Raw genomic sequence first — 13,453 nt, forward strand, 5'->3', positions numbered from 1 at the left:
CGGAAGCCTGGGAGTGGTATTACAAAAAGATTGGCGACAGCCGTTGCCCGATCGTCGATACCTGGTGGCAGACCGAAACCGGCGGCTTCATGATTACGCCGCTGCCCGGCGCCACCGAGCTGAAGGCCGGTTCGGCCACCAAACCCTTCTTTGGCGTCCAGCCGGCGCTGGTGGATAACGAAGGTAATACGCTGGACGGTGCCACCGAGGGTAACCTGGTGATCGTCGATTCATGGCCCGGCCAGGCACGCACGCTGTTTGGCGATCACGATCGCTTCGAGCAAACCTACTTCTCGACGTTTAAAAATCGCTACTTTAGTGGCGACGGCGCGCGCCGTGACGAAGATGGCTATTACTGGATCACCGGCCGCGTCGATGACGTGCTGAACGTCTCCGGCCACCGGCTTGGCACGGCGGAGATCGAGTCCGCGCTGGTCTCGCATCCGAAAATTGCCGAAGCCGCGGTGGTGGGGATTCCGCACAGCATTAAAGGCCAGGCGATCTATGCTTATATCACGCTGAATCACGGCGAAGAGCCGTCGCCAGAGCTGTACAGTGAGGTGCGCAACTGGGTGCGTAAAGAGATCGGCCCGATTGCCACGCCAGACGTGTTGCACTGGACCGATTCGCTGCCAAAAACCCGCTCCGGCAAAATCATGCGCCGTATTCTGCGCAAGATCGCCGCCGGCGATACCAGCAACTTTGGCGATACTTCAACGCTGGCCGATCCGGGCGTGGTGGAGAAATTGCTTGAGGAGAAACAGTCGATAACCATGCCATAACCGGCATTGACCCGGCGGAGAGTATCAGCCTGTCCCCGGCAGGCAGCTCTCCGCTCTTCCATCCTTACGCCGTATGCTTTTCACCATCGCACAACCTTTATAACTAGAATATTCAGCCAGTTAAATCACGTTGCCGTGAGTTTTCTGTCTGCCTTGCCTCTGGAGAAAATGTGATGAACGAAGCCCTGAACCAACAGGAAGCCGTCTGGCAACAAATCGAAAGCAATCCGCGTTTTCAGGAGCTGGTGCACAAACGTCAGTCGTTTGCGCTGCTGCTCAGCCTCATCATGCTGGTACTGTACGTCGGCTTTATTCTGCTGATTGCCTTCGCGCCCGGCTGGCTCGGCACGCCCTTGCACGCCGGCACTAGTGTGACGCGCGGCATCCCCATCGGCGTCGGCCTGATTGTGGTGTCGTTTCTGCTGACCGGCGTTTATGTCTGGCGCGCCAACGGCGAGTTTGATCGTCTGACCAAACAGATTGTCAGCGAGGTGAAATCATGAAGCGCCTGCTCTCCGCCTCGCTGGCTATCGTACCAGCCAGCGTATTTGCCGCCGATGCCATTACCGGCGCGGTGCAAAAACAGGCCACTAACTACGAAGCGATCATCATGTTCGTGGTCTTCGTGGCGGCCACGCTCGGCATTACTTACTGGGCGTCCAAACGCACCCGCTCGCGCAGCGATTACTACACCGCCGGCGGCAACATCACCGGTTTTCAGAATGGCCTGGCGATGGCCGGTGACTTTATGTCGGCCGCCTCGTTTCTCGGTATCTCCGCGCTGGTCTACACCTCCGGCTACGACGGGCTGATCTACTCGCTCGGCTTCCTCGTCGGCTGGCCCATGATTCTGTTCCTGATTGCCGAACGCCTGCGTAACCTGGGCCGCTATACCTTTGCCGATGTGGCGTCCTATCGCCTGCAGCAAAAGCCGATCCGCACCCTTTCCGCCTGCGGTTCGCTGGTGGTGGTGGCGCTGTATCTGATTGCGCAGATGGTGGGTGCCGGTAAGCTGATCCAGCTGCTGTTCGGTCTCGACTACCACATCGCCGTGGTGCTGGTCGGCATTCTGATGGTGCTGTACGTGCTGTTTGGTGGCATGCTCGCCACCACCTGGGTGCAGATTATCAAAGCGGTGCTGTTGCTGTTTGGTGCCAGCTTCATGGCCATCATGGTGATGAAAGCCACCGGTTTCAGCTTTAATACGCTCTTTACCGAGGCGATGGCGGTGCACCCGAAAGGAAGCGCGATCATGCAGCCGGGCGGTCTGGTGAAAGACCCGATCTCCGCGCTGTCGCTCGGTCTGGGCCTGATGTTTGGCACCGCCGGCCTGCCGCATATTCTGATGCGTTTCTTCACCGTCGCCGATGCGCGGGAAGCACGCAAAAGCGTGTTCTGGGCCACCGGCTTTATGGGCTACTTCTACTTCCTGACCTTTATTATCGGCTTCGGCGCCATTCTGCTGGTCGGCGCTAATCCGGCCTTCAAAGACGCCAGCGGCGCGCTGATTGGCGGCACTAACATGGCGGCAGTGCATCTCTCCAATGCGGTCGGCGGCAGCCTGTTCCTCGGCTTTATCTCGGCGGTAGCCTTCGCCACCATTCTGGCGGTGGTGGCCGGACTGACGCTGGCCGGTGCTTCGGCGGTGTCGCATGACCTGTATGCCAGCGTGATCCGTAAAGGTCAGGCCACCGAGCGTGAAGAGCTGCGGGTGTCGAAAATTACCGTGCTGGTGCTGGGCGTGGTGGCGATTGCGCTGGGCATTCTGTTTGAGAAACAGAACATTGCCTTCATGGTCGGCCTGGCGTTCTCAATTGCCGCCAGCTGTAACTTCCCGATTATTTTGCTGTCGATGTACTGGTCAAAGCTGACCACGCGCGGCGCCATGGTGGGGGGCTGGCTGGGCCTGCTGACGGCGGTGGTGCTGATGATTCTCGGCCCGACCATTTGGGTGCAGGTGCTCGGACACGCAACGCCAGTCTATCCGTATGAGTATCCGGCGCTGTTCTCGATGCTGGTCGCGTTTGTCGGCACCTGGCTGTTTTCAATTACCGATCATTCCCAGCAGGGGGCGCTGGAGCGGGCGAAATTCCGCGGACAGTTTATCCGTTCACAGACGGGCGTCGGGATTTCGCAGGGGAAAGCGCATTAAGATTGAGAGGGTGCGATGATTGACCAGGTCGCCATGAACGTAGTGCGGTAATTGACCAGGTCGCCATAAATGGCGACCCAACAGAATTTCGTAGGGTGCGCATTCATGCGCACCTGGTCCAGTCATCAGAAACGCAGCGACGCACCGACGTACGGGCCGTCGACCAGCACGTTATCTTTGCGGTCGCCTTTGTTGTTCAGCTCAATGTACTGATAGCCAACGCGCAGGTTCAGCAGCGAAATCGGCGTAAAGCTCAGGCCGCCTGAGGCTTCTTTATAGCTGTCCAGACGATCGGAGAACGCTTCCGGCGCATAGTAATATTCGCCGTACAGGCCCCACATGCTGTTGAAGTTATACTGCGCACCGGCACCCAGCGCCACGGTGAAGCCATCACGGCCATCTTCCGGATGGGTGAACAGCGCTTTCGCCGTCGGTGCCACGCGGAAATCACCCACATCCAGGTTATACCCCATACCAAGGCCGTAGGTGCTGCCGTCGTGATCGCTGCGCAGCCAGTTGCCTTTCAGAAACAGACCCGGTGAAGCGGTGCCGAGGCCAAGGTTCAGGTTGGTGCTGTGCTCACCCACGTCAACACTGCCCTCAATCGCCTGCGCGCCGCCGCTCAGCAGTGCCAGACCTAAAACGCTTCCCGTAACAAGTTGCTTAAACATAACAATCCACTCCATGAAGGACACATAATTCGGCGCAAAGGGTAAACAGCGCGGCGACGTGACACAACTTTATTTGGAAAGCTTTACGTAAAAATGGATTACAGCGGGCAGAAAACGGCCGCGAACGGCCGTGGAGGGATCAGAAACGCACGGCAGCGCCGATAAACAGGCCATCCATCAGGCTTTGATCGGCATGGCCATAATCACCGTTGACGGAGAGGTAGCGATAGCCGCTGCTGAGTGATAACCACTTCGCCGGCTGGTAATAGACGCCCGCTTCCAGCTGATGCAGCGCATGCAGATTATGGTTGGCAAAATCAGGCGACAGGCTGTAATCCAGATAGAGCCAGGTAGCCCCTGCCTGCGGCAGAGGTGCCATCAGACGAATCCCGCCATTCATGCCGCGACTCGATGTTGAGGTGGTTTTCACATCGGCCCAGAATGCACCGATACGCGGTGCTACCTGCAGCGCGCCGAGGGAGAAGCCGTAGCCGAGGCTGGCGTCGAGCAGATGGGTTTGCTGATGACCATGCACATACTCCAGTGCTGCCTGCACGCCTGGTGCGGTGCGGTCGCTGTTAATCCGGGCTGTCCAGAAATGGCTGCCGCCCTGCCCGCCGATCTCAGCGGCACTGCTCCCGGTGGCGGCCAGCAGCAGGCCTAATGCTAATGTAGTATTTTTCATTCTCGCTTCCTTGTTGTTTGCGCGCGCAAACGGTAAGCAAAGCGAGGAAACTCTGATATGAGCCCAGGCTCAAATTTGCCCGTCAGGCATGCCACAACAGCTGTCCCAGCAGCGGGGCCAGCAGCACCGTGAGCACGCCGGAGAGCATCATCACCAGGCTGGAGACCACACCCTCCTGCTGGCCGAGCTGATAAGCGCGTGCCGTGCCGGCACCGTGCGAGGCGGCGCCAAAGCCGGCGCCCTTCGCCACGCCCTGCTTAATCGCGATGCGTAAAAACAGCACGTCGCCCACCGCCATGCCAAACACGCCGGTAATCACTACGAACAGCGCGACCAAATCGGGTTGGCCGCCAATCGGCTGGGCCGCTGCCAGCGCAAAAGGCGTGGTGATGGAGCGCACCGCCAGGCTGCGCTGGATGCTCTCCGGTAGCGTCAGCAGCCGCGCCAGCCATACCGAACTGCACACGGCCACCAGCGTGGCGGTGATCACGCCCACGCTCAGCGACAGCCAGTGGCGGCGGATAATGTGCAGGTTTTCGTAAACCGGCACCGCAAAAGCCAGCGTCGCCGGCCCCAGCAGCCACAGCAGCCAGTGGCTTTCAGCGATGTAATCCTGCCAGCTGACGTGCGTCAGCAGCAGCAGCGCCACCAGCACCAGCGGCGTTAACACCAGCGGCATCAGCAGCAGTGTGGGCCTGCGCCGGTACAGGCGTTTATTGAGGTAGTAAACCAGTAGCGTCAGCGCCAGACACAACAGGCTAATGATAAAGTCAGTCACGATCGCCCTGCTTACGCGCCGCGCGCGCCAGTTCGAAGCGGTATAAGCGATCGACCACCAGCGAGGTGGCCGCCAGCACCATCAGCGTACTGACGGCGATCACCACGCAGATGCGCCAGCCTTCACTGCGCAGCAGGTCGCTGTAATTCACCACCGCCACCACCGCCGGAATAAAAAACAGCAGCATTTCGGCCAGCAGCCAGTTGGCCCCGGCTTTAACCCAGCGCAGCGGCACGATACCGCTGACGATCAACAGTAACAGCAACACCATACCCACGACGTTGGCCGGTAACGGCAGATGCAGCCAGCTCACCAGCTGACCGCTGGCAACGAACAGGGCGATATACAGCACCAGCTGCAGCGGCACCGTGACGCGTTGCAGGATATCCGTGGTGCGCGGACGAAGCGCGGACGCCATTTCTCTCTTCCCCCTCAAAATTCAGGGTTTCAGTATAAATCCGCGCCAGAGTGTGAAAGAAATGAATTAAAATTATTCAAACTATGCCAAAAAGGAATGTTTATGGACGTGCGTGCCCTGCGTTACTTTACCGAAGTGGTGCGTCAGCAGAGCTTTACCCGCGCGGCGGAGAAGTTGTTCGTGACGCAACCCACCATCAGCAAAATGCTGCGCCAGCTGGAAGAAGAGCTGGGCTGCACGCTGCTGCTGCGCGAGGGACGCAAGCTGCATCTCACCGACAGCGGCCAGGCGGTGTATCAGCGCGGCCTGGCGATTTTGCAGGAGTTTCATCAGCTGGAGGCGCAAATCAGTGACATCAACCAGCTGAAAACCGGTGAGCTGCGGCTGGGCATTCCGCCAATGGTCGGCATGCAGATTGCCGGATCGATCTCCGCGTTCCGCCGCCGCTATCCCGGCGTACAGCTGAAAATCTCCGAATTTGGTGGCCTGACGGTGCAGCAGGCGGTGCTGAGCGGCGGGCTGGATATTGCACTGACCGCCCTGCCGATTGATGCTGAGCTGCCGCTGAACACGCTGGAACTGATGCGCCATCCGCTGTGCGTGCTGCTGCCGCGCAGCGCGCGCTGGCTCAACCGCACCAGCCTGACGCTGGCAGAGCTGGCTCAGCATCCCCTGCTGATCCTCAACGAAGAGTTTTCGCTTAACCGCCAGCTGATGAAAGCGTTTCAGCGCCAGGGAGTGATGCCGGATATCGCGCTGCGCAGCGCGCAGTGGGATTTTCTTGCCGCGATGGTGCAGGCGGATATGGGGCTGGCGATCCTGCCGGAGCCGATTTGCCAGCGGCTGGATAAACAGGCCTTGCTGTGGCTGCCGCTGGAGTCAGAGCTGCAGTGGCGTCTGGGGCTAATCTGGCGCGAAGGCAGTTATCTGTCGCGCAGCGCGCAGGCGTGGATTGCCTGCTGCCGCGAACACTGGCCGGATAACGCGCCACGGCTATCGCTGTAACAAAGCGGCCGCCCTGTAGGTCAGGCGGCCGCGGGATCGGAGAGCAGCAAAACGCGGCGGCTATTCCTCTTTTTCTATCAGCAACGCTTCCAGCAGGTCGAGATCGCGTAGCAGGCGCTGCATGGTCTCGTTGGAGATCTGCTGGGTGGCGCGCAGATGATAAACCTCGGCACGTTCGGCGCGCAGCGCGGTCAGACGGAAACGGCGCTCCAGATTTTCCGCAAACAGCGCCTGCTCCATATCATCTTTGCCATCGACGCGACGACGCAGATTACCAATCACCCGCAGGCTGACCTCTTTCAGCAGCTCAGGATCGATGTTCTCTTCAGCGTCGTTTTCCAGCCGCTGCTCCATTTTGTGCAGGCTCTCGATCGCCACGCCGGCCATCGCAGCACGCGCGCTCTGGATTTCGCGACGGTGTCCCACTTTGTCGTGGCTCTCCATGCCGCGCAGCAGAATCGGCAGCAGAATCACGCCGACAAACAGCGAGAACAGAATCACGCCGGTGGCGATAAACACCAGTTCGTAGCGCGCCGGAAAAGGTTCGCCGTTGCTGAGGAACAGCGGAATCGACAGCACACCGGCCAGCGTGATAGCACCGCGCACGCCGGCAAAAGAGGCGATCAGCAGTTCACGCAGCGAGTAGCTGGAAAACTCCAGCGGCTTCTTCTTCAGCAGGCGCAGGCTGGTGCGCTTCATGATCCACAGCCAGCCGAAGCGCACGATCATCAGCGCCGCATAGACCAGTCCGACGTCAGCGAACAGCATCCACAGCTCGACGTTAGGATCGGCGTTCGCCTGAGCAATCGAGGTGGAGAGAATGTCCGGCAGCTGCAGGCCCAGCATCAGGAACACCATGCCGTTGAACACAAACTCCAGCATCTGCCATACGCTGTTGGCGCGCAGGCGCATTGCCAGCGGTGCCTGACGGATGATGCCGGAACGGGTGATGGTCATACCGGCCGCGACCGCCGCCAGAATGCCGGAGACGCCGAGGTGTTCAGCAATCAGATAAGAGGCGAACGGCAGCAGCAGCAGCAGTACGGTTTGCGTTGCCGGATCGTCACCGCTCCAGCGGCTGAGCAGGCGCAGCGAACGACCGTACAGCCAGCAAACTGCGACACCGGCCACCAGGCCGCCAATCGCCACTTTAAGGAATTCGACGCTGGCGCCGCCCCAGGTGAACACCATGGTGCCCATCGCCACCGCGACGGCAAACTTGAGTGACACCAGGCCCGACGCGTCATTCATCAGCGCCTCGCCCTGGACAATCGACATGATCTTTTTCGGGATGCGCCCTTCGCCGACGATGCCGGAGAGCGCCACCGCATCGGTCGGTGACAGCACCGCCGCCAGCGCGAACGCCGGAATCAGCGGAATGCCCGGCACCAGCCAGTAAATCAGGTAGCCGATACCGACCACGGTAATCAGCACCAGCACCAGCGCCAGGCCGATAATTTCACGGCCGTGATGCAGAAACTCGTTGATCGGCGTTTTCCAGCCATCGGCAAACAGCAGCGGCGGAATAAACAGCACGAGGAACAGTTCGGGGTCAAAATCGACATGCAGGCCAAAGCTCGGCACGGCCAGCAATGCACCAGCGGCAATCTGCACCAACGGCAGGGGAATTTGGAACGGCAATATGCGCGCCGCCACGCCGGAGAGTGACACCACCAGCGTCATGATGAGAATAGTAAAGAAGATTTCCATGCTTTCCTTAGGCGAATCATATTAATCGAAGCGATGTTGCGTCGGAAAGTGTAAAACAAAACGCCGCCCGGCGGGGCTACCCGATGTGCGGCGTGTGCGATAAAGAGAATAATCCGGACTGACGCCCGGATTGCGGTCAGATAGCCCAGCCGCCCGCGTAGAACGCCACCAGCGCCACAGCAATCACCACCGTGCCAGCGTTGAGCTTGCGCCACTCGCCGGCAAACAGGCGGCCAATCACCAGCGCGGCAAAGCCGAGCATGATGCCGGTGACGATGTTGCAGGTCAGTACGATGAATACCGCCGTCAGCAGGCCAGACATCGCATCGACGAAATCATTGAAGTCGATTTTGGCCACGTTGCTCAGCATCAGCAGGCCGACATACATCAGCGCGGGTGCGGTGGCATAGGCTGGAACCAGATAAGCCAGCGGCGACATAAACAGAATCAGCAGGAACAACAGACCCACGACAATCGCCGTCAGGCCGGTTTTACCGCCGGCGGCAGTACCCGCAGCGGACTCGATATACACTGCGGCGGGCGAGGCACCCACCAGTCCGGCAAACAGGCTGCTGATAGAGTCAGTGGTCAGCGCGCGACCGCCATTGATAATCTGGCCCTCTTTATCCAGCAGGTTCGCCTGCCCGGCCACCGCACGAATGGTACCGGTGGCGTCAAACACCGCGGTCATCACCAGCGCCAGCACGCTCGGTAACACCACCGGCTGCAGCGCGCCCATGATATCCAGGCTAAACATCGCCGACTGGCCGCTGGCATCACGCAGGCTCGGCATGGCAAACAGCCCCTGCCACTTTACCGCCGGGTCGAAAATCAGCCCAAGCAGCGAAATCGCAATGATGGTCAGCAGAATGCCGCCCGGTACCCGCCGTTTTTCCAGACCAAAAATCGCCGCCAGCCCGATCAGCGCCATGATCACCGGGAAAGAGGTGAAGTGACCAAGCGCCACCGGCAGGCCTGCCGCCGGGTTTTTTACCACCAGACCGATGCCATCGGCGGCAATCAGCAGCAGAAACAGGCCGATACCGACGCCCGTGCCGTGCGCCACGCCCATCGGCAGGTTACGCAGAATCCACGCGCGAATGCCGGTCACGGAAATCAGCGTGAACAGCAGCCCCATCAGGAAGACCGCGCCCAGCGCCACCGGCACGCTAATGTGCTGGCCCAGAACCAGGCTGAACGCGGTGAAGGCGGTCAGGGAGATGGCACAGCCAATCGCCATCGGCAGGTTGGCCCACAGTCCCATGATGAGGGAGCCAAAGCTGGCCACCAGACAGGTAGCGACAAACACCGCCGTCGGTGAGAAGCCCGCTTTACCGAGCATGCCAGGCACCACGATGACCGAATAGACCATCGCTAAAAAGGTGGTGAGGCCAGCCAGCACTTCCTGCCGCACGCTGCTGCCGCGTGCTGAAATGTGGAACCAGGCGTCCAGTTTTCCCCTGGCCGGGCGTGATTCGCCAGACATAGTTATTCCTCTGTGTTTTTTAAGATATAGGTCACCGCGCGGCTCGCGTTTGCGCATCATCCTGGTGAAGATGTCTCAGAGAGAAAAGCAGGCAAACGATTACGTGGCCGCGTATTCCAGGTCAAAAAGGGGTGACGCGGAAAAAAGGCAAACGATTATCTGGCGTTTGGGGTGGCGTTTTCAACTGCTAATCACCTGGCAGGCAGGATAATGCGCAGCTCTGGCGCCATTATGGCTGGCGTTACGCTAGCGGGAGCAGGAAATCATGGAGGAAAAAGGCTGGCATTTCAGATGGTTTGCTGCGGTGCCGCGACAGCGCGTCGCGGCGTCCTGTTTCGTTGCGTTACCGCTGCGCCTCAGCCGTTATTGAACTGAATCGGGCCGCCCTGCTCCAGCGCGCGCTGCCACGCGGCGCGCTGCTGCATATTCTCCAGCCAGCGCGCCGTGGCGGGCATCTCACCCAGCGCGCCGCGCATCTGCAACGCCAGCAGCGGAAAACTCATCTGCACATCGGCAATGCTGAAGCGTGAACCGGCAAAAAAGCGCTGCTGGCTCAGATGCTGCTCAATCACGCGCCCGTGGAGCGCCAGCTGCTTGTTCAGCCACGCTTTCTGAATGCCTTTACTCAGCGCCACGCCGGCCGGGCGCAGCAGCCATGGCACCGGCTTTTTGCCCAGTTGCGCAAACACCAGCTTCATCACCAGCATCGGCATCAGCGAACCTTCAGCATAGTGCAGCCAGTAGCGCGCCTGAATTTGCTCCTCTTCCTCATGCAGCGCTAGCAGATGCTCGCTGTCGTATTTCAGCTGCAGATATTCGAGGATGGCGCCCGATTCGGCGATCACCCGATTGCCATCGGTAATCACCGGCGATTTACCCAGCGGATGCACTTTCTTTAATTCGTCCGGCGCCAGCAGGGTATTTTCCCGCTGATAGCGTTTGATTTGATACGGCACCGCCAGCTCTTCCAGCAGCCACAGCACCCGATGAGAACGGGAGTTTTCCAGATGGTGAACGGTAATCATGCGCGATTCCTTGCTGCTAAGGGTTGGCATCTAGTATAGCGGATTAACGCTGCGGCTCGTCCTGTTGCGGATCGAGCAGGACCGCTCCGGAGCCCTGCTGCCCCAGACGGTCACCCGGATTGCGCAGCGGGCAGTCGCGCATCGACAGGCAGCCGCAACCAATGCAGCCGTCAAGATCGTTGCGCAGACGCGTCAGGGTTTCGATGCGTTTATCCAGTTCTTCGCGCCAGTGCTGCGTCAGCGCGTCCCACTCCTGCGTCGACATGCGCTTATTCGCTGGCACGTGCATCAGGCTGTCGCTGACCGTCGCCAGCGGAATCCCGATGCGCTGCGCAATTTTGATGATCGCCACGCGGCGCAGCACATCACGGCTGTAGCGGCGCTGATTACCGCCATTGCGCGTGCTGCTGATCAAGCCTTTGCTTTCATAAAAGTGCAGTGCCGATACCGCCACGCCGCTGCGTTTCGCCACTTCGCCCGGCGTCAGCACCGGTTTCGGGTAATTGCGTTCTTTTTTCATTTAGGGCCTTTACCTCAAGTTAACTTGAGGAATTATACTCGCACCCCAGCAAAACAGCGAATTTCAAACCAGGCGATAACCTTGCAGAAGGAACAGGCTATGATGCAACAGGAAATCATCCATTCACTGACTAACTGGATCGATCAGAATCTGGATAAAACATTGTCGATTGATGAAGTGGCGGCAAAATCGGGTTACTCGAAATGGCACCTGCAGCGTATGTTCCGTACGGTTACGAAACAAACGCTGGGTGGTTATATTCGTGAACGCCGTCTCACGCTGGCCGCCGAAGCCTTGCGTCAGACGCAGCGTCCGGTATTCGACATTGCGATGCAGTACGGCTACGACTCGCAGCAGACGTTTTCGCGCGTGTTCCGCCGTCAGTTCTCGCAAACCCCTACCGCTTATCGTCACAGCATGCGTCGCCAGGCGATGGTGCAGCGTCCGCGTCTGGTCAACTTTGACTGCAGCGAAGGCATGAACAGCTTTGCCCAGCGCACCACCGGCGAGTGCTGCCCGGTACGCTGAAGTCAGTGCGCCCCACGCGGGCGCGCCTTTCCCCTCCTCCTCACCTTCCTCCAGCCCTTTCTTGGCCTGCCATACCAGGTCTAAATTTTGTTCAAATTTTCAAATCCAGTGATATAATGTGACCCAAGTCACAGATTCAAGCTGTATTAAGACGACAGAAGGGCTTCCCTGACCTCCCTTGTCTGCCGCCAGTGATGTCCGATGAATGTCAGGGATATTACTGATCTCAAGAGGTTTTTCGCCGATGGCTACGTTCACTACCAGTCTGATCGTCATGCGTTGGGAACTGCTCAGCGCGGTAATGATGTTCTTCGCCAGCACCATGAAAATTAAATTGCGTCAGAACAGCCACCACGTGATGGCGCTGATGTGCGGCGGCGTGGGCGTAGCGATGTCATGCTGGTTCGTTACCGGTCTGCTCGGCATTACGCTGAGCATGGAAAACGTGCATAACTTTATGTCCATCACCAAAGAAGCGTTTATTCAGGTGATGAGCCAGACACCAGCCGACTGGCCAATGCCGTAAACGCGGCGCATAAAAAACCCCGCTAAGCGGGGTTTTTTATTTTGCTGTGTGATTTCAAATTTTCTTCAATACGGCTGGAAGTGGCACTTCCGGCACCGTGACGTCCGATCTCTGCGTATCGCGACGATCCTGAATCCACATATCACCCATCATCTGATTAAGCCCCCGATCCAACCCGGTGACCAGCCCGGCGCCTGGCGTGAACGTCAGCTCACCGAAGTAGATCTGTTCGCCATCGATATACCAGTCCACACGCACATAATCGAAGTCGCTGGCCAGCGTTTTACTCAGCGCCAGCGCGTGCTGCAGCTGTGGCAGCAGCGGTGACACATCCAGCCCGGTATCACGGATTTTGTGATACGCCTCGTTAAGATTGTTGACGTAAAAGTTCATCGACAGCAGCGGATTACAGCGGTTGTAGATCACCTGCAGCACATATTCAAAATTGCCGTCGCGCTTGTTGAACATGTGAAACTTGTAATCGATCGGCGCGGTTTTGCCATCGCCGATGTACTTCTCCACCAGAATACGCGGCTTAATATAGCGATAGTGAATCTCGCGCGCCTCGTTGGCGAAGTCGGTCTTCAGCCAGCGCTGGCAGTCGCTGATAATCTGCTGTTTTTTCAGCGCATCCGGTTCTTCCAGCAGGATCTCAACCATGTTGGAGCCGTGATTCGGCTTGATAACCGTGTTCTTCCAGCTCGGCAGCGTATGCAGTGAGTGCGGATCGCTGGTCTCATAAACCAGCGGAATCAGATACTCACTGCCCACCTTTTCGGCAATGTACTCACGCACCGAAAACTTGTCCGACAGGCGGCCATAGCACTGGTAGTCGCCGTAGACGAATTTGCGATACAGCACTTTCTCGTTGAACACCTTCGGCTGACGCAGGTTCGGCAGCTTACGGAATTTGTGAAAGTAGTAGATGCGATCCTGGTAAGCCCAGGGCATCTTTTTGATGAAATACTGTACGCTTCTTCTGAGTTCGTCTTTCAACCTGATCATATCTGACCTCATTTGTAGGTTTTGTAGTTGAGTGAGGAAACCTGAATTTTTTGGATGACGCCGTTTTTGAAGAAGTAATTCATTACGGTCAGGGACAGTAACTCCGTGATGAAGACGCTCCAGGCGGCACCCATGATGCCGTAGCCCTGGATCAGCCACCAC

General features: G+C 58.5%; 15 protein-coding genes and 1 pseudogene. 6 read left to right on the forward strand and 10 right to left on the reverse strand.

Going from position 1 to position 13,453, the window contains the following annotated elements; all coding sequences use genetic code 11:
- From QMM04_RS16275 to QMM04_RS16285, 3 genes are all read left to right on the forward strand, one after another.
- On the forward strand, nt 1-782 hold a 782-nt coding region (locus tag QMM04_RS16275), incomplete at its 5' end, for an AMP-binding protein (protein ID WP_282996542.1).
- A 173-nt stretch (nt 783-955) separates the two neighbouring features.
- The gene (locus QMM04_RS16280; RefSeq protein WP_282954798.1) at nt 956-1,285 is read left to right on the forward strand and encodes a DUF485 domain-containing protein; all 330 of its coding nucleotides are present in this window, start codon (nt 956-958) and stop codon (nt 1,283-1,285) included.
- Nucleotides 1,282-2,934 carry a cation acetate symporter gene (locus tag QMM04_RS16285; protein WP_021507822.1) on the forward strand — a complete coding sequence of 551 codons (1,653 nt, stop codon included), beginning with the start codon at nt 1,282-1,284 and terminating at the stop codon, nt 2,932-2,934. Before QMM04_RS16280 ends, QMM04_RS16285 begins: the two co-directional genes overlap by 4 nt.
- Before the next feature lie 125 nt (nt 2,935-3,059).
- Here the strand turns inward: QMM04_RS16285 and QMM04_RS16290 are convergent, their stop codons facing one another.
- The 4 genes from QMM04_RS16290 to QMM04_RS16305 all read right to left on the reverse strand — a co-directional run bounded on the left by QMM04_RS16290 (nt 3,060) and on the right by QMM04_RS16305 (nt 5,486).
- A complete protein-coding gene (locus tag QMM04_RS16290; RefSeq protein ID WP_031279754.1) occupies nt 3,060-3,605 on the reverse strand; it encodes a YfaZ family outer membrane protein in 546 nt (181 codons plus the stop codon).
- Between the two features lie 139 nt (nt 3,606-3,744).
- Nucleotides 3,745-4,290 (reverse strand): YfaZ family outer membrane protein, encoded by a 546-nt coding sequence (locus tag QMM04_RS16295; protein WP_282996543.1) that lies wholly within the window; start codon nt 4,288-4,290, stop codon nt 3,745-3,747.
- A gap of 82 nt (nt 4,291-4,372) precedes the next feature.
- Entirely contained in the window at nt 4,373-5,068 is a 696-nt protein-coding gene (locus tag QMM04_RS16300) for an LrgB family protein (RefSeq protein WP_021507825.1), read from the reverse strand.
- A complete protein-coding gene (locus tag QMM04_RS16305) occupies nt 5,061-5,486 on the reverse strand; it encodes a CidA/LrgA family protein (RefSeq protein ID WP_021507826.1) in 426 nt (141 codons plus the stop codon). Before QMM04_RS16305 ends, QMM04_RS16300 begins: the two co-directional genes overlap by 8 nt.
- 102 nt (nt 5,487-5,588) lie before the next feature.
- Between QMM04_RS16305 and QMM04_RS16310 the strand changes: the two genes are divergently transcribed.
- Entirely contained in the window at nt 5,589-6,491 is a 903-nt protein-coding gene (locus QMM04_RS16310) for a LysR family transcriptional regulator (protein WP_021507827.1), read from the forward strand.
- Nucleotides 6,492-6,551: 60 nt separating this feature from the next.
- Here the strand turns inward: QMM04_RS16310 and QMM04_RS16315 are convergent, their stop codons facing one another.
- From QMM04_RS16315 to soxR, 4 genes are all read right to left on the reverse strand, one after another.
- A complete protein-coding gene (locus QMM04_RS16315; RefSeq protein ID WP_282996544.1) occupies nt 6,552-8,201 on the reverse strand; it encodes a Na+/H+ antiporter in 1,650 nt (549 codons plus the stop codon).
- A gap of 136 nt (nt 8,202-8,337) precedes the next feature.
- Entirely contained in the window at nt 8,338-9,687 is a 1,350-nt protein-coding gene (locus QMM04_RS16320; RefSeq protein WP_058757550.1) for an NCS2 family permease, read from the reverse strand.
- A gap of 356 nt (nt 9,688-10,043) precedes the next feature.
- Entirely contained in the window at nt 10,044-10,712 is a 669-nt protein-coding gene (locus tag QMM04_RS16325; protein WP_282996545.1) for a glutathione S-transferase, read from the reverse strand.
- 43 nt (nt 10,713-10,755) lie between these two features.
- Entirely contained in the window at nt 10,756-11,232 is a 477-nt protein-coding gene (gene soxR / locus QMM04_RS16330) for a redox-sensitive transcriptional activator SoxR (RefSeq protein WP_021507832.1), read from the reverse strand.
- Nucleotides 11,233-11,331: 99 nt separating this feature from the next.
- Between soxR and soxS the strand changes: the two genes are divergently transcribed.
- Together soxS and QMM04_RS16340 are read left to right on the forward strand one after the other, a co-directional pair.
- Entirely contained in the window at nt 11,332-11,760 is a 429-nt protein-coding gene (soxS, locus tag QMM04_RS16335) for a superoxide response transcriptional regulator SoxS (RefSeq protein ID WP_058757551.1), read from the forward strand.
- A gap of 244 nt (nt 11,761-12,004) precedes the next feature.
- Entirely contained in the window at nt 12,005-12,286 is a 282-nt protein-coding gene (locus tag QMM04_RS16340) for a YjcB family protein (RefSeq protein ID WP_282996546.1), read from the forward strand.
- A gap of 54 nt (nt 12,287-12,340) precedes the next feature.
- Here QMM04_RS16340 and QMM04_RS16345 read toward each other — a convergent pair whose 3' ends face one another.
- Both QMM04_RS16345 and QMM04_RS16350 read right to left on the reverse strand, forming a co-directional pair.
- On the reverse strand, nt 12,341-13,291 hold the full coding sequence (locus tag QMM04_RS16345; RefSeq protein ID WP_031279756.1) for an ATP-grasp fold amidoligase family protein: 951 nt from the start codon (nt 13,289-13,291) through the stop codon (nt 12,341-12,343).
- 8 nt (nt 13,292-13,299) lie between these two features.
- Nucleotides 13,300-13,453 (reverse strand): annotated as a pseudogene (locus QMM04_RS16350) (polysaccharide biosynthesis protein); the annotation flags it as partial.

This window comes from Pantoea sp. Pa-EAmG (genome assembly GCF_030024295.1).
Lineage (GTDB): Bacteria > Pseudomonadota > Gammaproteobacteria > Enterobacterales > Enterobacteriaceae > Pantoea > Pantoea dispersa.